Here is a 23,332-nt window from a genome sequence, read left to right on the forward strand (position 1 = left end):
ACAGCTACTTTGTACCTTCCAATCGGCCAGCCCTCACTGGCCAATCCCTATCAACCCCTACTTTTCCCCAGGCTAAACCGTGAATAAATCTCCTGAGCATTTGCCTGATAGGTTTGCTGTTTCGATGTTTTGACCACATCCTCCAGGTCTTTCGCTTTAGTCGTACTGGCTGGCGTGATAGGAATCGCTGTCTCGATACTCGCTGGTGAATACATTTCCCAGTTACCCGTTTTGACATCAATAACGGCATAGCGGGTCAAATAGCGTAGTGAACTAATTTGATTGTTATTATTAACCGGTTGATAGTCCTGCCACACAACAGAGTTAGCTTGTTTATCAAATATCCCCATCTGCAATGTTGGCCAGTAAACAATCACTGTGCTTTGTCTACCCCTTGCTCCGAAATAACGTAGAGTCAACATGTAACTGTTGGTGGCAGTGGAGGGTTCTTTATTTGCAGTGATTTTTTTGGAAGGTGAAATCCCAGAGAATGTCGCGACTTTGTAGTGTTTTTCCAGCTCTTTTTGCATTTCAGTATCAGGGGTTTTCTCTCCTGACTGCACCAAAATAATTGAAGCATTGCGTGGGATGCTTATTTCATCTTCGGCCTGGGCGAGAGCATCCTGGATATCCTCTTCCGTGATCTCCGCAGAAGGATCCCAACCGAAAAGTTCTTGCTCAGTTAATTGAGGTGATACAACTGGGCGCGGTTTATATGTCGATTTTTGAGCATCAATAAATTTTCCTTGTTGACCGCATCCAGTTAGTGACAGGCAAAAAATAGCAGACGTGATTCCAACAATGATCTTTTTAGTTTCCATTCTAATCATGCACCTTATCAGCAGCTTGCAATGGTTCCGGCTAACTGAAAATAATAAGGTACGGAAGGGAAAATGGCTCTTTGATAACGTGTCGGATTTCGTACTAATTAATTTGAAAAGGCCTAAGTCTGCAACAACTCAGGCCTTTATCGTTCGCAAGATTACTCTTTTGAAGCCGCAACCTGCCCATTAAAGTCAGCAACTTCATTCACTTTCTCGGCACGAGCCAGCCAGCGGTAGCAGCCTGCGCTCATGAATGCGCCGATAAACCAGCTAAAGTTTGCCACTTCATGAAGTGAAGGAGTAAAGCTGATGGTCAGACACACTGCGACGGATGGCACCAGAGCAAGAATCGCTTTTGGGTTGAAGCCCCCTTTGTACCAGTAGCGTCCTTTAGGAGTGGCATCAAACAGATCGTCGACATAAATTTTGCTGCGTTTGATGATGTAGAAATCAGTCAGCAAAATCCCGAACAGCGGCCCAATAAACGATCCCAGCACGTCCAGCGTGTAGTGAATAAGTTCAGGGGACTGGAACAGGTTCCACGGTGTCAGTAATACAGAGCCCACGGCCGCAATCATCCCGCCTGTGCGGAAGCTAATCTTCTGCGGTGAGCAGTTCGAGAAGTCGAAAGCGGGTGATACGAAGTTCGCGACGATATTAATGCCGATAGTGGCGGTAATCATGGTCAGCAAACCAATTGCCATCGCGAGGCTGTTGCCAACATGACTGACAGTTTCGATTGGGTCTGTAATCATTTTTCCAAACAACGATTGGGTGCCGGATACGATAACCACGGTCACAATCGAGAACAGCAGGAAGTTGAACGGAAGTCCCCAGCGGTTGCCACGGCGGATCTCTTTCATGCTTTTACCGTAGCGCGAGAAGTCACCGAAGTTGAGTAATGGGCCGGAGAAGTATGAAACCACCAGTGCAGTTGCGGTCAGCATTTGCCATGCTTGTTCGCCAGAAGTGAGTTGTTTACTGGCAAGAGTAAACGAAATTCCATCAAATCCTGTTTGATACAAAATCCAGCCCGCCAGGGCCATCATCACCACATAAACCGCAGGTCCGGCGATATCAATAAAGCGTTTAATCGCATTCATGCCGTGCCAGAACACCATCGCCTGTAGCACCCACATGATGCCAAAGCAGACCCACCCGAGATGCGAAAGACCGAGAAAGTGCCCGGTGGTCATTGGCGCAAGTGACGGCCAGAACTTGAGCATAACGAGCATCAGGGCGTTGGCTGCCAGCCAGGTCTGAATGCCGTACCAGGCGAATGCGATAAGACCGCGAATCACAGCCGGAATATTGGCCCCAAATACGCCAAATGCCTGGCGGCAAATGACGGCATAAGGCACACCCGCCATCTGGCTTGGTTTAGCGACCAGGTTTGCACACAGTTGCACGATGCAAATTCCGACCAACAGGCAAAGCAAAACCTGCCAACTCGCCAGCCCTAACGTGAAGAAACTGGCTGCGACCACATAGCCGCCCATACTGTGCACGTCGGACATCCAGAAAGAAAAAATATTGTACCAGGACCATGTCTGGTTGCGCGTCGGCGCCAGATCATCATTACACAGGCGCGGGCTGTACCCGGCATTGGCGCTATCGGTCAAAACTGATGACGTGTTTTCATTGTTTGGCATGAAATCTGCTCCTTTAAAAACAGATGCTGACGGAATGTCTGCAACTTTCGTTGCATTAACCAGGCCAGGTTTCATGTTTTGTGGAACAAATGGATTATTCAGGCTTTTTGGTGCATTAATAAGGCCGCGCGGTTAATCGTTGCGCTTTGCCATGGTGCAATTGAACATTTTGTTGCCCGGATCTGGTGCTAAACCCCGGGAAAAATACAGAGGACTCAATATGACGAAACATTTGATCCAGGTGATCAACCCAAATACTAACGTTGCGATGACACACACCATCGCGCAGGCGGCGCGAAGCGTTGCTGCACCTTCCAGCGAAATTATTGCCGTTTGCCCAACGCAAGGTGTGGAATCTATTGAAGGGCATTTTGATGAAGCCATTGCCGCCATTGGTGTGCTTGAGCAAATCAAGCGCGGCAAGGAGCAGGGAGTGAGCGGCCATGTTATTGCCTGTTTTGGCGATCCGGGTTTGCTGGCCGCGCGTGAACTCGCCAGTGGGCCGGTTATCGGCATCGCAGAAGCGGCAATGCACGCTGCAACGATGGTTGCGACACGTTTCTCCATTGTGACCACCTTGCCGCGCACCGTGATTATTGCGCGTCATTTATTACGCCAGTATGGCTTCGAGCACCACTGCGCGGCGTTGCATGCGATTGATCTCCCGGTGCTGGCTTTGGAAGATGGCACGGGTCTTGCTCAGATGAAGGTACGCGAGCGTTGTATACAAGCCATGAAAGAAGATAACAGCGGAGCTATTGTGCTCGGTTGTGGCGGGATGGCTAATCTTGCGCGGGAACTGACTGCTGAGTTGGGTATTCCCGTAATTGATGGCGTCACGGCTGCGGTGAAAATGGTCGAATCCCTCATCGCACTTGGCCTTGGAACCAGTAAACACGGTGATCTCGCGTATCCGAATAAAAAGCCGTTATCCGGCTGTTTTGACATGCTGAGTTGATTTTCTGGCTCGGCTCATAAGGACCGAACCATGAATGAAGCACCAAAAACTAAAAACTATCACTTTACCGAGAACTACCCGCGCGACATGAAAGGTTATGCGAGTAAGCCGCCACACGCGCAGTGGCCGAATAACGCCCGAGTTGCCGTGCAATTTGTCCTCAATTTTGAAGAGGGTGGTGAAAACCACGTACTGCACGGCGATGCCGGTTCCGAGCAATTTCTTTCGGATATTATCGGCGCCGCGAGTTTTCCCGACCGCCATATGTCGATGGACTCACTCTATGAATATGGCTCGCGCGCCGGGTTCTGGCGCATCCACAATGAATTCCAGAAACGCGGCCTCACCATGAGCATTTTTGGTGTCGCAATGGCTCTGGCGCGAAACCCTGAAATCGTCGCCGCAATAAAAGCCGCTGATTATGACGTGGTGAGCCATGGCTGGCGCTGGATCCACTATCAAAACCTCGACGAAGCTACAGAGCGTCAGCACATGCACCAGGCGATAGAAATCCTCGAAGATTTGTTCGGCAACAAACCGCTGGGTTGGTACACCGGGCGCGACAGCCCTAATACGCGTCGTCTGGTGGCGGAGAATGGCGGTTTTCTTTATGACAGCGATTATTACGGCGATGATTTGCCATTCTGGAGCAAAGTCACCTGTAGCGACGGCAGCGTAAAACCTCATCTGGTGGTGCCGTATACTCTCGATGCTAACGACATGCGCTTCGCCACCGCGCAGGGTTTTAACACCGCCGAGCAGTTTTATACCTATCTTAAAGACAGTTTTGATGTGTTGTATGAGGAAGGGGAAACCGCGCCGAAAATGATGTCGATTGGTATGCATTGCCGCTTGTTGGGGCGCCCTGGTCGCTTCAAAGCGCTACAACGTTTTCTGGATTATGTGCAGCAACATGACGATGTGTGGATTTGCCGTCGTCAGGATATTGCCGAGCATTGGGTGAAGACGCATCCATTTAAGGAATGACTTGAGTGGCGGGTGCATTGACCCGCCATTCTCTTTAACTCATCAAGCTGACATGGGCTGCCACAATACGCCAGCCATAAGGGAATTTGACCCAGGTCTGCATCTGGCGGCCAATTTTATCGCAACCTTCCCGGGTAAATTCGGTACTGGCAACGGCCATATCATCGCCGTAGGTGGTGATCGTTGTGTTCTGTAAAAGCCGCTCTAACCCCTGTGAAGAACGGGTATTTCGGAACGCTCTGATCTCATCGATCCCGTACAGGTTTTCACTGGCTCCGTAGCGCACGGTGCGCGGATCGGACCAGAATAACTCATCCAACACTGCAACATCGTTGCTGATCAACGCCTGTTCGTAGCGGTAAAAAGCGGCACTCACCTCATTGACGATTGCCGGGCGATCAATATTATCTCGCATCATAGTATTTACCTTACCTGGTGATTTTCCCTGCCAGCATACCCTGTATTTCAAGCCGATGGGCGGCTCTCAGGCAGATATCTTCTCGCCAGGGCGGCGCAATGAGCTGTACGCCAATAGGAGTGCCACTTGCGGTCATTAACGGCACCGTCACCACCGGTAAGCCGAGGAAAGAAATTGGCTGTGTCAGCATTCCCATGCTGGCTTTTACAGGAAGGTCTGTGCCGTTGATTCGCATGGTCTGCTGGCCGATAAGTGTTGCGCTGCATGGCGTAGCCGGGGCAATCAACACATCAAAATCGTCAAATATCGGTAGCGTCTTATCGCGAAACCAGGTGCGGAAACGTTGCGCCTGCGTGTACCAGGCGGATGGCGTCATTGCGCCTGCCAATAAACGTTCGCGAGAATTAATCTCAAAACGTTCGGCCTGTTCGCGTAGTGCGGGAAGATAATGATTTCCTCCTTCAGCGGCAGAGAGTAAAAATGCCGCGGAGCGTGCTAATTCGGCTTCTGGCAACGTGATGCATTCCAGCGCCTCGAGCGTGTGAGCCACTTGCGTCACGGCATTTTTGGCATCCACATCGCACCATTCCTCAAAAAAACCGCCGAGCACCGCGCAACGTAAATGTGTGGCTTGCTCTAGTTGATTGGCGACGGATTCCATGCTTCGTGCAGACTGGAAATGATCGGCAGGATCAATACCCTGGAGCGCATCATATACCTGCGCCAGATCGTCCACGCTGAGTGCAAGGGGGCCGATATGATCGAGGCTGGCAACAAAAGGCTGGCTGCCGCTGCGTGAAAGACGCCCGAAGGTCGGCTTCAGGCCAAACACGCCACATAGCGAAGCCGGGACGCGAATCGAGCCGTTGGTGTCGGTTCCAAGCGTAAAATTTACCATTCCAGCCGCGACGGCAGCGGCAGATCCGCCGGATGATCCCCCCGCAATGCGGGCAAAATCATGTGGATTTCGGGTCGCGCCGTAATGGCTATTTTCCGTGGTAAAACCGTAGGCGTAGGCATCCATATTCAGCGCGCCTGAAAGCATGGCTCCGGCAGCGCTTAATTGTTTGATGGCGAAGGCATCCGCACTGGCTGGAGGTTGTTTGCTAAAAAGCTCGGCGCCGGCAAGAGTTGTCACACCTTTAATATCAAAAAGGTTTTTTACCGCATAAGGCACGCCAGCTAACGGTGGCAGCGTTTCCCCGCGGGCGCGACGTTCGTCAATGTTCGCTGCTTCTTGCAGTAAACGCGGGGCGGTTATTTCAGTGAAAGCATTAATATCAGGGTTCGATTGCTCTATTTTAGCGAGCGTAAGGCGCGCCAGTTCCTGGGCTGAAAACTCACCGGTTGCTAATCCTTGCTGAATATCGCGAATGGAAAGCGCGTTCATAGTTTATAAACCCCCGCGACTTCCTGACGTTCAGGCAAGGGAAAATCCATTAACGGCTCTGCCAGTTTCTCCATGCGAGTCAATTGCACTTCAAGTTCCTGGCGGCGTGGCTCATCAACGGGAACGTCGAGCAGTTGCTCCATGACTTTGATGTACGCGGGCCAGTCGATAGAATTTAATAGCATTTTGTTCTCCTTAGAATCCTGTGGCGCTGCCGTTACTGCGTGGGTCATATGCGCCTTCAAGCATGCCGTTGATGTGGCGCACAATGGCTCCGGCGTGGCCGACGGCCTCACTAAAATCAGGCAACGCTTCCACGTCATGTCCCAATTCGCGTAATGCTTTGAACGTTTCCGGGCTGAATCGGCCTTCTAATTTCAGGCTGTCGGAGGCTTGCCCCCAGGTTCTGCCTAATAACCAGCGTGGCGCGGTCACGGCTTCTTGTAATGGCATCCCCTGAATAACGTGGCGGGTAAAAATGGCAGCCTGAGTCTGCGGTTGCCCATCGCCGCCCATTGAGCCATAAACCATCGTGCGCCCGTCAGCCAGCCGTGCGGCGGCTGGGTTCAGCGTGTGGAACGGCTGTTTCCCAGGAGCCAGACTCAGCAAGCTTTCAGGTTGGAGGCTGAACGCCGCGCCGCGGTTTTGCCACAAAATGCCGCTTTTTGGCAGCACAACGCCGCTGCCAAACTCGTGATAAATGCTCTGAATAAATGACACCGCCAGTCCGCTGCTATCAATCACGCCCATCCATACCGTGTCGCCTGGGCCTTTGCCGGTTCCCCAGTCTGCGGCTTTAGTGTCGTCAATTTCTGCGGCCAGTGCGGCAAGGGGTTCTGGCTCCAGCAGGCTTTGGATTGAGGTGGTAATGTGGCGAGGATCGGTAATGTATTTGTCTCGCAGAGCAAAGGCTTTTTTGGTCGCTTCAACGATGCGATGAACGGTTTGAGTTTCATCGGCTTGCGCCATATCCAGATTCTCGGTGATCCCGAGGATTGCCAACGACACCAGGCCCTGAGTCGGTGGCGTCATATTATAAACATCACCCAACTCATGGTTCAGATGCAGCGGAATGCGGCGTTTCGCACGTTGGGCGGCGAGATCCTGCAATGTGATGGGCATGCCTAAATCAGCAAGTTCTTTGGTAATCAGCGCGGCTAACGGGCCGCGATAAAAACTATCGAGTCCTTCAACGGTCAGACGCGTCAATGTTTCAGCCAGGCGGGGTTGGGTGAAGCGGCTACCTGCGCGCGGGATTTCACCCCGGTCCAAAAACGTCTCGGCAAACCCCGCGATATTGACCAGTTCGTCATATTTGCTGTGCGTCGCCTGCGCCTGGGATTGCGTGACCGGAATACCATCTGCCGCATAGCGAATGGCGTCGGCCAGTAAACGCGAAAGCGGTAATTGCCCGCCCCCAAGTTGTGCCGCAATCTTCAGCGCTTCATCCCAGCCGCTAAGGGTTCCAGGAACGGTCAGCGCCGCTTTGGGGCCACGATGCGGGATTGAGGAAGCGCCTGCATAAAATTCTAAAGATGCGAGAGAACCCGCAGCACCGCTGGCATCAATCGCAATCGGTTCGCCCTCTGGCGGAACAATCAGCCAGAAACCGTCACCGCCAATACCATTCATATGGGGATAAACAACGGCAATGGTTGCCGCTGCAGCCACCATCGCTTCGATAGCGTCACCACCATGGCGCAGCACGGATAACGCAGTTTCACTGGCTAAATGATGTGGAGTGACCGCCATACCGGAAGGAGCCATATTGCTTTGCATCATCGTTTTATCTCTCAGAATGGAAGCTCAGGGATCTCTCTAGCAAGAGATGTTCCAGGTTGACTCTGTTCGTTTCACTGTGCCAGGCTCGAGTGAAACAAAAGTTACAGAGGTCATAATGAAACAATTAGATGAGCGCTTAAGGGCGACATATGAACAGCTTTCCCCACAAGAACAGCGAGTTGCTGCATTTATTGTCGATCGTTTTGATGACCTGATTAGCTACAACAGCGCCGAGTTAGCCCGCCTGTCTGGGGTATCCAAAGCGACGGTTAGCCGCTTATTCAAACGTCTTGGCTATGACCGCTACAAAGATATGCGCGAAGAGTTGCGTAACCTACGCCAGAGCGGGATGCCGCTCACCGAAAATCGCGATGCGGTACAGGGTAACACTTTACTTGCGCGTCATTACAAGCAGGAAATGGCCAATCTAACGCAGTGGGTTAGCCTGCTCGACACGCAGCAATTTGCCGACGTAGTCACAGCTCTCACGACGGCAAAACGTATTTTTATTATTGGGTTAAGAAACTCATGGCCGGTTGCGATGCACTTGCGCCAGCAGCTATTGCAGGTTCGTAGTGACGTCTGGCTATTGCCGCAGCCAGGGCAGACGCTGGCCGAAGAGGTAGTGGATATCAGTGAACAAGATTGTGTTATCGCCATCGCGTTTCGTCGGCGCCCGCGCATTATCAAACCGCTGCTGGCAAATTTGCATCAACGTCAGGTGCCGCTGCTGGTGATGAGTGAAGCGCAGGGATCAGGCCTCACACCTTATTGCCGCTGGCATTTTGCTGCGCCGCTCGACAGTGTTTCGGCCTTTGATAGCTACAGCAGTGCGATGAGTCTGGTGAATCTATTATCCAACGCTGTACTCCACGAAGCGTTAACCACGGGCCGTCAGCGTATTCACCATATTGCTGAATTGTATTCTGAGTTTGATGAACTGGAACAACGCTAACGCACTTTAGTGGTGCGTTTGCACGCATCATGGGAACCATTCTGGTTCATAGATGAAGAGTTAGTGAACGGGTTTTGTAGGGTGGATAAGTGGCAGCGTCATCCACCATTTTCGCCGCTTTTGTCGGATGACGCTGCTGCTTATCCGACCTACGAAGAGGTATGTCATCTGTCTCGTTTTCTTCTTTGTCTTTCGCGAAAATTGGTGGCACATTAGTTGCAGAATATTTTAATTAAGAATCTTTTGTTTCACGCAGAATAAAAGGAAATACCATGTTTGATATTCAGCACTTCTCACAAATCAATCCACCGCATCGTTTGTTAATGGGGCCGGGGCCAATCAATGCAGATCCCCGCGTATTACGCGCGATGGCGAGTCAGTTGATTGGGCAGTATGACCCGGTTATGACCGGTTATATGAACGAAGTGATGGTGCTGTATCGCGAACTTTTCCGCACGCAAAACCGCTGGACGATGCTGGTGGATGGGACTTCCCGCTCCGGTATCGAAGCGATTTTGCTGTCGGCCATTCGCCCCGGCGACAAAGTCCTTGTCCCGGTGTTTGGGCGCTTCGGCCATCTGCTGTGTGAAATTGCCCGTCGTTGTCGCGCAGAAGTTCACACCATAGAAGTGCCGTGGGGTGAGGTTTTCACGCCCGACCAAATCGAAGATGCCATTAAAACGGTGAAACCGCGTTTGCTGCTAACCGTTCAGGGCGACACGTCTACCACCATGCTACAACCGCTGGAAGAACTGGGTGACATCTGTCGTCGCCACGGCGTGTTGTTTTACACCGATGCCACAGCTTCATTTGGCGGCAACAAACTGGAAACCGACGCCTGGGGTTTAGATGCGGTTTCTGCCGGTTTGCAAAAATGCCTCGGCGGCCCGTCGGGCAGCTCGCCGATAACCTTGAGTGCGCAAATGGAAGAGGTTATTCGCCGTCGCAAATGTGTTGAAGAAGGGATCCGAACCACAGCCCATCAGGACGGCGATGACGAAATGATCTACTCGAATTATTTCGATCTCGGCATGGTGATGGATTACTGGGGGCCGGAACGCCTCAACCACCATACCGAAGCCACCAGCATGTTGTTCGCCGCCCGTGAATGCGCGCGCATTATTCTCGAAGAAGGGCTGGACGTGGGCATCGCGCGCCACGAATTGCATGGTCGTGCGCTGGTGGCCGGAATTCAGGGCATGGGGCTGGAAACCTTCGGCAATCTACAACACAAAATGAACAACGTACTTGGCGTTGCGATCCCGTCCGCTGTTCACGGTGAAGAAGTGCGCAAAATGCTGCTCGAAGATTTCCATATCGAAATTGGCACCTCATTTGGCCCGCTACAAGGCAAAATCTGGCGCATCGGCACCATGGGCTATAACGCGCGTAAAGATTGCGTACTGCAAACCCTAACGGCGCTTGAAGCGGTGCTTAACCGCCTCGGTTTTAAATCGACGCAAGGGGCTGCAATGCAGGCCGCGTGGGATGTTTATGCGCAGGAAAGTCGCTGATGGTTAAACAAGTCATGAACGCCATGCAGGCGAGTTTTGCCGCTCGCCGAATTATGCAGCGAGCAGATGAACTGGCGCAGGTTAGCGAAACGCCGGAACAACTTACTCGAGTCTATCTTTCACCTGAGCATCTGCGCGCCAATTATCTGGTGGCAAGCTGGATGGAACAGGTGGGAATGACCACCTGGCAAGATGCGGTGGGCAACATTTGCGGGCGCTATGAAGGCGCAAGAGAAGGCGCTCAGGCTGTTTTACTTGGCTCACATCTTGATACCGTACGTAATGCCGGGCGTTACGATGGCATGTTGGGTGTCTTAACCGCGCTGGAAGTTGTCGCTTTTCTCCATGAACATAATCTTCAATTAGAGCAGGCGATTGAAATCGTTGGCTTTGGGGATGAAGAGGGTACGCGTTTTGGCATCACATTATTAGGCAGTCGTGGCGTGACCGGGACGTGGCCGGATAACTGGCTGGCGTGTGAAGATGCCGCAGGTATCAGCGTTGGGCAAGCACTGGTGAATGCCGGTTTTGACCCTTCGCGTATTCAGAGTGCGGCGCGTGGCGCGGAAGAGTTCAGTGCTTATCTGGAACTGCATATCGAACAAGGGCCGGTGCTGGAGCGCGAAAATCTGGCGCTCGGCGTGGTGACTGCCATAAACGGCGCTCGTCGTCTGAAATGCCGCTTTGTTGGCGAAGCAGGGCATGCAGGTACGGTGCCGATGACCATTCGTAAAGATGCGCTAGCAGCCGCCGCGAATTGGATGACTTACATCGAAAGCACGACTGCCAGTTACGCCCCAGATATTGTTGCGACTGTCGGCTCGCTGCAATGTTTACCGGGCGCGGCGAATGTGATTCCGGGGGAAGTCCTGCTCACGCTGGATATCCGCAGTCCGCGAGATTCAGATATCGAAGCGCTGCTTGAAAAACTCTTAAGCGAAGCGCTGCAAATCGCCGCTCAACGAGGTGTGGCGTTCGACTCTGAAATCTATTATTCGATTCCCGCCACGCCATGTGACGCGAGTTTGCAGCGCCAGTTAACATCAGCCATCACTTCGGTGCAGGGGCGTAGTTTATCGCTGCCAAGTGGCGCAGGGCATGATGCGATTGCCATCGCTGAACTCTGGCCGGTGGGCATGATGTTTGTGCGTTGCGATCGTGGGATTAGCCACCATCCGGCAGAATCTGTCACTGAGGCTGATGTGATGCAAGCGGTGCAGGCATATACACAAACGGTGGTGAATTTGGCTTCAATGAATCCACTGGCAGAGTTTAACCATGCAACGGAAAGCGAAGCGCTAAGCCTGATAACACCCTGTGTTGCGATACCAGCATGGGTTGAAAATCTGGTTGCCGCCCGGCCTTATGCGACCGTCGATGTGTTGCAGCATTATGCCTCGCAACTGACACTGGATTGGGGGCGCAATGAACTGAACCAGGCGCTTAGCGCACATCCGCGGATTGGTGAAAAAGCGCAGGGCAGCAGCAAAGAGGCGGCGTTGTCAAAAGGTGAACAGTCTGCTGTCGATACGCAAAACAGCGCGTTAACGCTCGCGCTGGTGCAGGGGAATGCTGATTATGAAGCGCGGTTTGGGCGAGTATTTCTTATTCGAGCCAAAGGGCGCAGTGGCGAAGACATTCTCGGGGAGCTTAAGCGTCGCCTGAATAATTCGCCAGCCGAGGAAGAAGCTGAAGCGCTGGAGCAATTACGCCAAATCACGTTGTTACGCCTGGAAGGAGTGTTTGCATCATGAGTCAGTTGAGTACGCATGTTCTTGATACTGCGCTCGGGAAGCCGGCGACAGGTGTGGCGATTTGCCTTGAACAACAGCTTGGTGACACCTGGGAAACGGTGGCGCAGGGGGTCACTGACTCTGACGGGCGGCTGAAAGATTTCACACCTGCGGCATTGGCGGCGGGGCGGTATCGTCTGACGGCAGAAATTGGGCTTTATTTTGCCGCAACACACAGAGAAACACTGTATCCCACCGCGCAAATTGATTTTGTGATACCGCAAAACGGCGGGCACTATCACCTGCCGTTTTTGATTTCCCCGTGGTCGTGGTCGACCTATCGGGGAAGTTGATTACAAACTGAAGGGATCGGCATCCTGCCAGGCGGGGAATTTCTCGCGATATTCCTGTAATGCAATCAATGACAAATCGGCATCGAGGCGCATCGCCTGATGGGCTTCGCCATTCGCCAGGATTTCACCCTGTGGGTTAATAATTTTGCTGTCGCCACGGTAATGATGCCCGTTACCGTCGGTGCCGACGCGGTTGCAGCCTGCGACATACGCCTGGTTTTCAATGGCTCGAGCGACCAGCAGGCTTTGCCAGTGTAAGGAACGCGGTGCAGGCCAGTTCGCGACGTATAGCGCCAAATCGTAATCGTTGCGGTTGCGCGAAAACACCGGGAAGCGTAAGTCGTAACACACCTGTGGCAGAATGCGCCAGCCACGCCATTCAACGATCACTCGTTCATTGCCTGCCTGATAATGATGATGTTCATCAGCCATGCGGAACAGATGACGTTTATCGTAGAAATGAACTTTGCCATCTGGCTGTACCAGCAAGAACCGGTTTACCGGCCCGCGATCGGTCTGGAGTGCGGCACTTCCGGCTATCATGGCCTGAGTTTGCTGGGCTTTAAACTGCATCCAGTCAATCACTTCTTCTTCAGCAAGCGATTGAATGGCGGCTTCCATCGCGAAACCGGTGGTGAACATTTCCGGCAAGACAATCAGATCGCGGCCATGAATAGCGTCCAACTGTACATCGAAATGGCGCAAGTTTGCCGCGCCGTCCATCCAGACCAGCGGTTGTTGTAGAACGGTAATTTTCAAACCAGACACAATCGGAAGCCTCGTGATAAGCAGTGTTCCATTCACTTTAGCATGAGTTCGCTGGCTTTTGTTGGGCAATAAAAAACCCCGCGAGCGGGGTTTTTAGAGCATAACTTGCTTATGCAGCTTCAATCTTACGATGCTTTTCCGGCACCTTTACTGGCATGGTTGCCAGCTCCTCCGGTTCAAACTCATCGACGTTGATACTGCGCAGACGGCTTGCTTCAGCTTTGGTCAAAATCGCCGCTTCTTCTGCGTTGATTTTCCCTTCAGCCAGCCACTGTTTCGCTTGCTCATCAAGTCGAGTGAATGGCAGGTTACGCCCGGTATCTTTGCAGATGCGCAGATGAATTGGCTCGGCGGCCATAACATCCATCAATGCTTCTTCCAACAGACCCGCAGGGTTGAACTCGCTTGGCGTCAGATACTGACCACGACCAATGCGTGAACGAGTCGCTGATGGGATCTGCATGATCTTCGCCAGTTTATGATCCAGCTTGTCTGATGGCGCGTCGTAGCGGCGGCCCAGCGGGAAGATCACCACACGTAACATGCCAGCCACAAACGCATTCGGGAAGTTACGCAGCAGGTCGTCAATCGCCTGTTCAGCCTGATACAGCGCATCCTGAACGCCCCAGTGAACCAGGGGTAAATCGGCTTCGTTACGGCCTTCGTCGTCGTAGCGTTTCAGCACCGAAGACGCCAGGTACAGCTGGCTCAGAATGTCACCCAGACGCGCAGAGATACGTTCGCGACGCTTGAGACTGCCACCCAGAACCGCCATGGAAACGTCTGACAGCAATGCCAGGTTGGCGCTCAGGCGGTTCATATATTGGTAGTAACGTTTGGTTGAATCTTTGGTCGGTGTGGCGCTGGTCAAACCGTTGGTCAGGCCGAGCCACAGGCTGCGCATTTTGTTGCTGCCGACGTGGCCGATATGCTTGAACAGCAGCTTATCAAAGGCGTTAACGTCATTGTTTTGCGCCGCATTCATTTCGTCGAGAACATACGGATGGCAACGAATAGCGCCCTGGCCGAAGATAATCATGCTGCGGGTCAGGATATTTGCGCCTTCAACGGTGATAGCAATTGGTGCACCCTGATACGCTCGCGCCACAAAGTTAGAATTACCCAGCATGATGCCTTTGCCGCCGACAATATCCATCGCATCCAGAATGGCGCGCTGGCCGCGATGGGTACAGTGGTACTTCACGATGGCTGACAGAACAGCGGGTTTTTCGCCAAGCATAATCCCGTAAGTCACCAGTGATGCAGCTGCGTCCATTACATAAGCGTTACCGGCAATACGCGCCAGTGGTTCTTCAATCCCTTCCATTTTACCGATAGAGATTCTGAACTGACGACGGATATGAGCATAAGCGCCCGTAGCCATTGCGACAGATTTCAAACCACCGGTTGCGTTCGATGGCAGGGTAATACCACGACCAACTGACAGACATTCCACCAGCATACGCCAGCCCTGACCGGCCATTTTCGGGCCACCGATGATGTAATCAATCGGGACGAAAATATCTTTACCGCGAGTTGGGCCATTCTGGAATGGTACGTTAAGCGGGAAGTGGCGTTTGCCGATTTCTACACCTGGCGTATGTGTTGGGATCAACGCACAGGTAATGCCGAGATCTTCTTCATCGCCCAGCAGTTTATCCGGGTCAGACAGTTTGAATGCCAGACCTAAAACGGTAGCGATTGGTGCCAGCGTTATGTAGCGCTTGTTCCAGGTCAGACGCATCCCAAGAACTTGCTGGCCCTGCCATTCGCCCATACACACGACGCCAGTATCAGGAATCGCACCCGCATCGGAGCCTGCTTCAGGACTTGTCAGAGCAAAGCATGGGATCTCTTGCCCGCGAGCCAGGCGCGGCAGGTAATGATCTTTCTGTTCTTCTGTACCGTAATGTTGCAGCAATTCGCCTGGGCCTAATGAGTTAGGCACACCGACGGTAATGGCCAGAATCCCGGAAACACCCGACAGCTTTTGCAACACACGAGCCTGAGCGTACGCAGAGAACTCCAGGCCGCCGTACTCTTTCTTGATGATCATCGCGAAGAAGCGATGCTCTTTTAAATAGGCCCACAGCTCTGGCGGCAAATCTGCCATTTCGTGTGTGATTTGGAAGTCATTTGCCAGGCGACAAGCTTCTTCAACCGGGCCGTCGATAAAGGCTTGTTCTTCTTCAGTCAGTTTTGGCTGCGGATAGTTGTGCAGCTTTTCCCAGTCTGGTTTACCGCGGAACAAATCACCTTCCCACCACGTTGTCCCCGCGTCGATAGCTTCTTTTTCAGTACGCGACATTGGCGGCATGACTTTGCGGAAGCTGCGGAATACCGGGGCGGAAATCAAAGATTTGCGAATCGGGGTGAAGACAAACGGCACCAGAATAATCGCCAGTGGAACCAGTACCCAGATAGACCAGATACCAGCAAAACCAAGCGCGGCTGTCCACGCCAGTAGAATTGCGCTACTGAGCAGCAAATTGACCTGGTGATAGAAAAGCACACCGAGGAGAACAACGGTTGCGACAATACTCAAAATCAACATAAAGGAAACTCCCTTGCTTGTAGGAGGTCTGACCACTTGGATGTATTGGTTTTAGTTCATGTGGTTTTTTTTAGCAATATATTCACAAAATAATTACAACTCAGCTCACATTGTTACCGCACAGAACAGCAAAAGCAGGAGGATATGGCGCTTCTCGCGCTATCCGGTAAACTGCTTGGGTTAATCAATCAAAAAATGCTGAAGGACATCCTCATGTACCAGGATCTTATTCGTAACGAATTGAATGAAGCGGCAGAAACGCTGGCTAACTTCCTGAAAGATGACGCTAACATTCACGCAATCCAGCGTGCAGCGGTGCTGTTGGCTGATAGCTTTAAAGCAGGCGGTAAAGTACTTTCTTGCGGTAACGGTGGCTCACATTGCGATGCAATGCACTTTGCTGAAGAACTGACAGGCCGTTATCGCGAAAACCGCCCGGGCTACCCGGCGATTGCGATTTCTGACGTGAGCCATATCTCTTGCGTCGGCAATGATTTTGGTTACGACCACATTTTCTCTCGTTACGTTGAAGCGGTTGGCCGTGATGGCGACGTGTTACTGGGCATCTCCACTTCGGGTAATTCCGGCAACGTCATCAAAGCGATTGAAGCCGCTCGCGCGAAAGGCATGAAAGTCATCACTCTGACCGGGAAAGACGGCGGCAAAATGGACGGTAGCGCCGATGTAGAAATTCGTGTGCCGCACTTTGGTTATGCTGACCGCATTCAGGAAATTCACATCAAAGTGATTCACATCCTGATCCAGCTTATCGAAAAAGAGATGGTTAAAGCTTAAGTTTTGCCTGAACTTGTATCCTCTCCCTCAGGGAGAGGATTAGGGTGAGGGTGGTTAAAAGTGGTGGGAGGTTAATATGTGCGAACTGCTCGGGATGAGCGCCAACGTACCAACGGATATTTGCTTTAGTTTTACCGGTTTGGTGCAGCGTGGCGGGGGAACGGGGCCGCATAAAGACGGCTGGGGCATTACCTTTTATGAAGGTAAGGGCTGTCGTACGTTCAAAGATCCGCAACCCAGCTTTAACTCACCCATCGCTAAATTAGTGCAGGATTACCCCATCAAATCTTGCTCTGTGGTCGCCCATATTCGCCAAGCGAACCGCGGAAAAGTCGCACTTGAAAATACGCATCCGTTTACCCGTGAGTTGTGGGGGCGCAACTGGACTTATGCTCACAACGGGCAGCTTAAAGGCCATCGTTCATTAGATACCGGCCCGTTTCGCCCGATTGGTGAAACCGACAGCGAACAAGCATTTTGTTGGCTGCTGCATAAGCTGACTCAACGCTATCCGCGAACCCCTGGCAACATGCAGGCGGTGTTTCGCTACATCACCGAGCTTGCGGTGCAATTGCGTGAGAAGGGCGTGTTCAATATGTTGCTGTCCGATGGGCGTTACGTGATGGCGTTCTGTTCCACCAATTTATACTGGATTACCCGACGGGCACCGTTTGGTGTGGCAAAACTGTTGGACCAGGATGTGGAAATTGATTTTCAGGAAGAGACCACACTGAACGATGTGGTCACTGTCATTGCGACACAACCCCTGACCGGAAATGAAACCTGGCACAAAATTGCGCCAGGTGAGTCGGAATTATTTTGTCTCGGAGAGCGTGTAGTTTGACGCCAGTTGCGGTTGTGTCGTTGGCACAACCGGCTGACTAATCACATAATTACCGCTAATGACCGAAACGCCCGGCGGCTGATGATTCGCCATGAAGTAGTCATAACCCGGCTTCAGTTGTTTCCAGAAATTGATGTAGTAAGAGTACTTGTGGCGTTGCATGTTCGCGTCTGTCATCCGGAACGGATAGATACTGACTTGTACACTTGGCTGGCCAAATACCAACGCGCCGGTCACAAACTGGAAAATCTCATCAATATTGGTGTCAGTCATGGCATAGCAGCCAACAGACACGCAAGCACCGTGAATCATCAAATACTGGCCTTGATAACCGTGTTGGCGATCAAACTCGTTCGGGAAGCCAATATTAATGGCTTTATAGAAACGGCTATCAGGTTTTAGCTGGCTACGGGTCACATTGTAGAAGCCTTCAGGACTCTTAAAATCACCCTGACGCTGTTTGGGACCTAACCCACCGGAATAGTTACAGATGCTATAGCTGTCGAGCAGTTGGAACTTTTCGCCCATCTTGACATATAGCTCTAGCGTGCGCTCTTCCTTAAATATTTGAATATAAACAGGAGAGCCCATGAGTTGTTGCTTGAATTCTTTGCTGACAGGCGTGGTTGACGAATTGCTGCTTAACAAGCTGGCAAACGAAAAGCACGGGATCAGAAGCATCGCAATAACGAGTGCGATCTTACGCATACTGCTTTATTCCTTGATAAAACTTATACCGAATGCCAGGACGGCAAAATAGGGACCCGAAATCAGATTACTCTGGATTAGGAGCGCTCACATTATCATCGTTATGATTTTTCGCAAGCCCAAAGCAGGGGATGCAAAGTTATAAATTTGGACTTTATACAATACTTTTGGAAAGGGGAAGGATTAGCTTTTTGCGTAACAGCTCCCATAGCTGCATATCTATGTGTTGTTTTGTGCCCCTTCCAGCCTCTAATGATGCTAAAATCCCCGCCGAATGTTGACCTGCGGATATGAACGGAAACTATCCATAAGTCAGTTGTCCCGGTTGTCCGGGCGGCTTATACCTCCCTCTCGCAATAGTGAATGGATGCGTTTCCTGTTTTCACCGCTTTATGTGTCGCATCGGTTGAACGTTAATTCAACCCATCCGTTGTCGGCTACAGTTTTTTGTCGGTATGTTTAAGCCAATTTTAAACGTGATAACCTTATGATAAAAATCAAAAAAGGTCTGGATTTGCCTATTGCCGGTTTGCCGGAACAGCAAATCTATGACGGCCCAGCGATACCTTTCGTGGCCCTGCTCGGTGAAGAGTATGTCGGCATGCGCCCCTCCATGCTGGTGCAGGAAGGCGACAAGGTATTGAAAGGCCAGCCTCTCTTCGAAGATAAAAAGAACCCAGGCGTTCTCTTTACCGCTCCTGCGAGTGGAACGGTATCAGCGATTAATCGTGGTGAGCGTCGAGTACTGCAATCTCTGGTTATTGAAGTCCAGGGTGACGAGCAAGTTGTTTTTGAGCGTTTTGCTCCTGAAAGCCTTGCCACACTGCCGCGTGAAACCGTCCAGGCGCAATTGCTGTCGTCTGGTTTATGGACTGCGCTGCGTACACGCCCGTTTAGCAAAACACCGCAACCAGCAACAGTTCCAGCCGCCATTTTTGTTACTGCCATTGATACCAACCCGCTGGCAGCGGACCCGCAGCCCATTATTCGTGCGCATCGCGAAATGTTTGATGCAGGCTTAACCGTATTGTCCCGACTGACCGATGGCAAAGTCCATGTCTGCCAGGCAGGCGGCGGTAAGCTGGGCGGTCATCCTGCCGGGCAAGTGACTTTTAATGAATTCGCAGGCCCGCATCCGGCAGGGTTAGTGGGTACACACATTCATTTCCTGGAGCCGGTCAGCCTGCAAAAAATGGTCTGGCATCTTAATTACCAGGATGTCATCGCCATCGGCAAATTGTTCGTGGAAGGCGATTTGTGGGCCGAGCGTGTTATCGCGCTTGCGGGGCCACAAGTGGAAAAGCCACGTCTGATTCGCACACGCCTTGGTGCTTCACTGGAAGTGCTGACGGCGGGTGAACTTGCCGAAGGTGAAAACCGCATTATTTCAGGTTCTGTTTTAAGCGGGACTATCGGGGCGGGGCCTCGCGCCTGGCTGGGGCGTTTCCATCTGCAAGTTACGGTTCTGAAAGAAGGTCGTGAAAAAGAACTGTTTGGATGGGTGATGCCGGGGGCCGATAAATATTCGATTACCCGCACCACTGTTGGCCACTTCCTGAAACGCAAATTGTTTAGCTTCTCGACAGATACCAATGGCGGGGAACGTTCCATGGTGCCCATTGGCAACTATGAGCGTGTTATGCCGCTGGATATTCTGCCGACGATGCTGTTGCGTGATTTGCTGGCAGGAGATACAGACAGCGCACAGGCGCTGGGGTGTCTTGAGCTGGATGAAGAAGATTTGGCGCTTTGTACCTATGTGTGCCCGGGTAAATATGAGTACGGCCCGGTACTACGCGAGGTATTAACCCGCATCGAGCAGGAAGGATAAGTCATGGGCTTGAAGCATTTATTTGAAAAACTAGAGCCGCACTTCACGCAAGGCGGAAAGTTAGAAAAGTACTACCCGCTCTTTGAAGCGACGGCGACACTGTTTTATACACCCGGTATCGTTACGCCTGGTGCTTCCCACGTTCGTGATGCAATCGATCTGAAACGCATGATGATCCTGGTGTGGTTTGCGGTGTTCCCGGCCATGTTCTGGGGGATGTACAACGTCGGGCTACAAACGATTCCGGCCCTGAACAAAATGTACGGCGCGGAACAACTCCAGCAGGTGATTTCATCTGACTGGCATTACGTTGTCGCGCAGTGGCTGGGGGTGAACTTCACGCCGGATGCTGGCTGGTTAAGCATGATGACCCTTGGGGCCGTGTTCTTCCTGCCAATTTACATCACGGTATTCCTGGTGGGCGGTTTCTGGGAAGTGCTATTTGCCATCATCCGTAAACATGAAGTTAACGAAGGTTTCTTCGTGACCTCCATCCTGTTTGCGCTGGTGGTTCCTCCGACGTTACCTCTCTGGCAAGCCGCGCTCGGTATCAGTTTTGGCGTGGTGATTGCGAAAGAGATCTTCGGTGGCACGGGGCGTAACTTCCTCAACCCGGCACTGGCGGGGCGCGCGTTCCTGTTCTTCGCTTACCCTGCGCAAATCTCCGGTGATTTGGTGTGGACGGCGGCAGATGGTTTCTCCGGCGCGACTCCACTTTCACAGTGGTCACATGGCGGCGGTGAAGCGCTGGTTAATGTTGTCTCTGGCCAGCCTGTAACCTGGATGGATGCTTTCCTCGGTAACATTCCGGGTTCCATTGGTGAAGTCTCGACGCTGATGATCCTGATTGGTGGCGCGATAATCCTGTTTGGCCGCGTCGCTTCCTGGCGCATCGTGGCGGGTGTTCTGCTTGGCATGATTGCCACTGCCACTTTGTTTAACTTCATTGGTTCTGCGACAAACCCTCTATTTGCCATGCCGTGGTACTGGCACCTCGTGCTGGGTGGTTTTGCTTTCGGCATGATGTTCATGGCAACCGATCCGGTTTCAGCCTCGTTTACCAATAAAGGTAAATGGTGGTATGGGGCGCTTATCGGTGTGATGTGTGTCCTGATTCGAGTTGTAAACCCGGCCTATCCAGAAGGGATGATGCTGGCGATCTTGTTCGCCAACCTCTTTGCACCGCTGTTCGATTATCTGGTGGTGCAAGCCAATATCAAGCGGAGGAAGTCGCGTGGCTGAAGTAAAAAGTAACGATAGCATTGGCAGAACGCTGCTGGTGGTGCTGGTGCTTTGCCTGGTGTGTTCCGTTGTGGTGGCTGGCTCTGCTGTGGGGCTGAAAGCTCGCCAGCAGGAGCAAAAAGCGCTCGATAAGCAGCGTAATATCCTGGATGTTGCTGGCTTAGCAACGCCAAAAATGACCGGCGAAGATGTCAAAACAATCTACGAATCACGTATTACACCGCGTTTGCTCGATCTGAAAAGTGGTGAGCTGCTGGATAAAGACTCGTCTAAATTTGACCAGGCTGCGGCGCTGCGTGACCCTGAACAAAGCGTCACGCTCTCTTCAAGCGAAGACCGCGCCGGGATAAAACATCGCAGCAATATCGTTGAAATTTATCTGGTGCGTGATGAGCAAAACAAAGTGAAGGAAGTCGTGTTGCCAGTTTATGGCAAAGGCTTGTGGTCGATGATGTATGCCTTTGTTTCGCTTCAAACTGATGGCCGGACGGTGAAAGGCATCACTTACTACGACCAGGGCGAAACCCCAGGGTTGGGTGGTGAAGTTGAAAATCCGAACTGGCGTGCGCAATGGATTGGCAAGAAATTGCTGGATGATAACGGTCAGCCTGCGCTACGCGTGGTGAAAGGCGGAGCGCGTCAGGGTGATGAATATAGTGTGGATGGTTTGTCTGGCGCGACGCTGACGGCAAACGGGGTACAACATACTTTTGATTTCTGGATGGGTGAACTTGGTTTTGGTCCTTTCCTGAAACAAGTACGTGAAGGAGCGCTCAATAATGGCTGATATTTCAGACATGAAAGAGGTCAAACGGGTTCTGGTTAGTCCTCTGGTGGATAACAACCCGATTGCCTTGCAAATACTCGGTGTCTGTTCGGCGCTGGCGGTCACGACTAAGCTGGAAACGGCATTCGTAATGACCATCGCGGTAACAGTGGTGACGGCATTCTCCAGCATGTTCATCTCAATGATCCGTAACCTGATCCCTAACAGTGTGCGAATCATTGTGCAGATGGCAATTATTGCTTCGTTAGTTATCGTCGTGGATCAGATCCTGCGTGCTTATGCTTACGAGATTTCCAAACAGCTTTCTGTCTTCGTCGGCCTGATCATCACTAACTGTATCGTGATGGGGCGTGCTGAAGCCTACGCCATGAAGTCACCGCCGCTGGCGAGCTTTATGGATGGTATTGGCAACGGTCTGGGCTATGGCGTGATTCTGTTGCTGGTTGGCTTCCTGCGTGAGCTTATCGGCAGCGGTAAACTCTTTGGTATCACGGTGCTGGAAACGGTTCAGAACGGTGGCTGGTATCAGCCAAACGGGATGTTCCTGTTAGCGCCGAGTGCGTTCTTTATTATCGGCCTGCTGATTTGGGCCTTGCGTACGCTTAAGCCTGCGCAGCAGGAAAAGGACTAACTGACTATGGAACATATGATTAGTCTGTTTGTGCGCGCAGTGTTTATTGAAAACATGGCGCTCGCGTTCTTCCTTGGTATGTGTACCTTCCTTGCAGTTTCCAAAAAGGTTTCCACTGCATTTGGATTGGGTATCGCAGTGACCGTGGTGTTAGGGATTGCTGTACCTGCGAACAACCTGGTTTATAACCTGGTGCTTCGTGACGGCGCACTGGTTGAAGGCGTTGATCTCAGCTTCCTCAACTTCATCACCTTTATCGGTGTGATTGCGGCGTTAGTTCAGATTCTTGAGATGATCCTCGATCGTTTCTTCCCGGCACTTTATAACGCGTTGGGTATCTTCCTGCCGCTCATTACCGTTAACTGCGCTATCTTCGGTGGCGTGTCGTTTATGGTGCAGCGTGATTACAGCTTCGGTGAATCCATTGTCTACGGCGTGGGCTCAGGAGTGGGCTGGATGCTGGCCATCGTCGCGATGGCGGGGATCCGCGAAAAGATGAAATATGCCAATGTGCCCGCAGGATTGCGTGGCTTAGGAATTACCTTTATCACCACTGGATTGATGGCGCTGGGCTTTATGTCATTCTCCGGTGTGCAGCTATAAGGG

At 51.9% G+C, this 23,332-nt stretch carries 22 protein-coding genes and 1 pseudogene; 14 read left to right on the top strand and 9 right to left on the bottom strand.

The genetic code is table 11. The features are described from left to right. Positions 1-50: 50 nt before the first annotated feature. Both GBAG_RS03515 and GBAG_RS03520 read right to left on the bottom strand, forming a co-directional pair. Positions 51-821, bottom strand: coding sequence for a lipoprotein YafT (locus GBAG_RS03515; protein ID WP_051873629.1), 771 nt, complete (start codon positions 819-821; stop codon positions 51-53). A 161-nt stretch (positions 822-982) separates the two neighbouring features. Further along, entirely contained in the window at positions 983-2,476 is a 1,494-nt protein-coding gene (locus GBAG_RS03520) for an NCS1 family nucleobase:cation symporter-1 (RefSeq protein ID WP_034493617.1), read from the bottom strand. Between the two features lie 220 nt (positions 2,477-2,696). Here GBAG_RS03520 and hpxA point away from each other — a divergent pair, with 220 nt between their 5' ends. Both hpxA and puuE read left to right on the top strand, forming a co-directional pair. After that, the gene (gene hpxA / locus GBAG_RS03525) at positions 2,697-3,434 is read left to right on the top strand and encodes an allantoin racemase (protein WP_034493571.1); all 738 of its coding nucleotides are present in this window, start codon (positions 2,697-2,699) and stop codon (positions 3,432-3,434) included. Positions 3,435-3,464: 30 nt separating this feature from the next. Then, a complete protein-coding gene (gene puuE, locus GBAG_RS03530) occupies positions 3,465-4,421 on the top strand; it encodes an allantoinase PuuE (RefSeq protein ID WP_034493572.1) in 957 nt (318 codons plus the stop codon). A 34-nt stretch (positions 4,422-4,455) separates the two neighbouring features. Here the strand turns inward: puuE and hpxZ are convergent, their stop codons facing one another. Genes hpxZ through GBAG_RS03550 form a run of 4 tightly spaced genes read right to left on the bottom strand, consistent with a single transcriptional unit; the run spans position 4,456 to position 8,011 of the window. Further along, positions 4,456-4,839 (bottom strand): oxalurate catabolism protein HpxZ, encoded by a 384-nt coding sequence (hpxZ, locus tag GBAG_RS03535; RefSeq protein ID WP_034493573.1) that lies wholly within the window; start codon positions 4,837-4,839, stop codon positions 4,456-4,458. A gap of 10 nt (positions 4,840-4,849) precedes the next feature. Continuing rightward, on the bottom strand, positions 4,850-6,229 hold the full coding sequence (locus GBAG_RS03540) for an AtzE family amidohydrolase (RefSeq protein ID WP_034493574.1): 1,380 nt from the start codon (positions 6,227-6,229) through the stop codon (positions 4,850-4,852). Continuing rightward, positions 6,226-6,414, bottom strand: a complete 189-nt coding sequence (gene hpxX, locus GBAG_RS03545; protein ID WP_034493575.1) for an oxalurate catabolism protein HpxX — start codon at positions 6,412-6,414, stop codon at positions 6,226-6,228. Before hpxX ends, GBAG_RS03540 begins: the two co-directional genes overlap by 4 nt. Before the next feature lie 10 nt (positions 6,415-6,424). After that, complete coding sequence (locus GBAG_RS03550; RefSeq protein ID WP_034493576.1) at positions 6,425-8,011, bottom strand: gamma-glutamyltransferase family protein; 1,587 nt, start codon at positions 8,009-8,011, stop codon at positions 6,425-6,427. Positions 8,012-8,126: 115 nt separating this feature from the next. Here GBAG_RS03550 and GBAG_RS03555 point away from each other — a divergent pair, with 115 nt between their 5' ends. The 5 genes and pseudogenes from GBAG_RS03555 (at position 8,127) to uraH (ending at position 12,566) form a co-directional block, all read left to right on the top strand. Continuing rightward, positions 8,127-8,966, top strand: coding sequence for a MurR/RpiR family transcriptional regulator (locus GBAG_RS03555; RefSeq protein WP_034493620.1), 840 nt, complete (start codon positions 8,127-8,129; stop codon positions 8,964-8,966). A 272-nt stretch (positions 8,967-9,238) separates the two neighbouring features. Beyond that, positions 9,239-10,480 carry a pyridoxal-phosphate-dependent aminotransferase family protein gene (locus GBAG_RS03560; RefSeq protein WP_034493577.1) on the top strand — a complete coding sequence of 414 codons (1,242 nt, stop codon included), beginning with the start codon at positions 9,239-9,241 and terminating at the stop codon, positions 10,478-10,480. Next, positions 10,480-11,730: pseudogene (hpxK, locus tag GBAG_RS03565) on the top strand (allantoate amidohydrolase); the annotation flags it as partial. The gene GBAG_RS03560 and the pseudogene hpxK, both read left to right, overlap by 1 nt. A 3-nt stretch (positions 11,731-11,733) precedes the next feature. After that, a complete protein-coding gene (uraD, locus tag GBAG_RS23045; RefSeq protein WP_246864854.1) occupies positions 11,734-12,234 on the top strand; it encodes a 2-oxo-4-hydroxy-4-carboxy-5-ureidoimidazoline decarboxylase in 501 nt (166 codons plus the stop codon). Further along, a complete protein-coding gene (gene uraH / locus GBAG_RS03570; RefSeq protein WP_034493579.1) occupies positions 12,231-12,566 on the top strand; it encodes a hydroxyisourate hydrolase in 336 nt (111 codons plus the stop codon). The genes uraD and uraH overlap by 4 nt, the downstream gene beginning before the upstream one ends. On the opposite strand, the gene GBAG_RS03575 is transcribed toward uraH, so the two are convergent. Beyond that, positions 12,567-13,334 (bottom strand): amidohydrolase, encoded by a 768-nt coding sequence (locus GBAG_RS03575; RefSeq protein ID WP_034493581.1) that lies wholly within the window; start codon positions 13,332-13,334, stop codon positions 12,567-12,569. 109 nt (positions 13,335-13,443) lie between these two features. After that, the gene (gene fadE, locus GBAG_RS03580; protein ID WP_034493583.1) at positions 13,444-15,888 is read right to left on the bottom strand and encodes an acyl-CoA dehydrogenase FadE; all 2,445 of its coding nucleotides are present in this window, start codon (positions 15,886-15,888) and stop codon (positions 13,444-13,446) included. Positions 15,889-16,101: 213 nt separating this feature from the next. Between fadE and lpcA the strand changes: the two genes are divergently transcribed. Further along, on the top strand, positions 16,102-16,683 hold the full coding sequence (gene lpcA, locus GBAG_RS03585) for a D-sedoheptulose 7-phosphate isomerase (RefSeq protein ID WP_034493624.1): 582 nt from the start codon (positions 16,102-16,104) through the stop codon (positions 16,681-16,683). Between the two features lie 76 nt (positions 16,684-16,759). Then, positions 16,760-17,527: a class II glutamine amidotransferase gene (locus GBAG_RS03590; RefSeq protein WP_034493585.1), complete on the top strand. Its 768-nt coding sequence runs from the start codon at positions 16,760-16,762 to the stop codon at positions 17,525-17,527. On the opposite strand, the gene dpaA is transcribed toward GBAG_RS03590, so the two are convergent. After that, a complete protein-coding gene (dpaA, locus tag GBAG_RS03595) occupies positions 17,498-18,235 on the bottom strand; it encodes a peptidoglycan meso-diaminopimelic acid protein amidase (RefSeq protein ID WP_034493586.1) in 738 nt (245 codons plus the stop codon). The genes GBAG_RS03590 and dpaA overlap by 30 nt on opposite strands. Before the next feature lie 487 nt (positions 18,236-18,722). Between dpaA and GBAG_RS03600 the strand changes: the two genes are divergently transcribed. The 5 genes from GBAG_RS03600 to nqrE are packed head-to-tail and all read left to right on the top strand — an operon-like array spanning position 18,723 to position 23,329. After that, positions 18,723-20,066, top strand: coding sequence for a Na(+)-translocating NADH-quinone reductase subunit A (locus tag GBAG_RS03600; protein WP_034493590.1), 1,344 nt, complete (start codon positions 18,723-18,725; stop codon positions 20,064-20,066). Between the two features lie 3 nt (positions 20,067-20,069). After that, positions 20,070-21,308: an NADH:ubiquinone reductase (Na(+)-transporting) subunit B gene (locus GBAG_RS03605; protein WP_034493591.1), complete on the top strand. Its 1,239-nt coding sequence runs from the start codon at positions 20,070-20,072 to the stop codon at positions 21,306-21,308. Then, entirely contained in the window at positions 21,301-22,095 is a 795-nt protein-coding gene (locus GBAG_RS03610; RefSeq protein ID WP_034493592.1) for a Na(+)-translocating NADH-quinone reductase subunit C, read from the top strand. Before GBAG_RS03605 ends, GBAG_RS03610 begins: the two co-directional genes overlap by 8 nt. Then, positions 22,088-22,726: an NADH:ubiquinone reductase (Na(+)-transporting) subunit D gene (locus GBAG_RS03615; RefSeq protein WP_081908371.1), complete on the top strand. Its 639-nt coding sequence runs from the start codon at positions 22,088-22,090 to the stop codon at positions 22,724-22,726. Before GBAG_RS03610 ends, GBAG_RS03615 begins: the two co-directional genes overlap by 8 nt. A gap of 6 nt (positions 22,727-22,732) precedes the next feature. Continuing rightward, a complete protein-coding gene (gene nqrE / locus GBAG_RS03620; protein ID WP_034493595.1) occupies positions 22,733-23,329 on the top strand; it encodes an NADH:ubiquinone reductase (Na(+)-transporting) subunit E in 597 nt (198 codons plus the stop codon). The last annotated feature ends 3 nt before the right edge of the window (positions 23,330-23,332 follow it).

The sequence above is a fragment of the Buttiauxella agrestis ATCC 33320 genome, assembly GCF_000735355.1.
Classification (GTDB): Bacteria; Pseudomonadota; Gammaproteobacteria; order Enterobacterales; family Enterobacteriaceae; genus Buttiauxella; species Buttiauxella agrestis.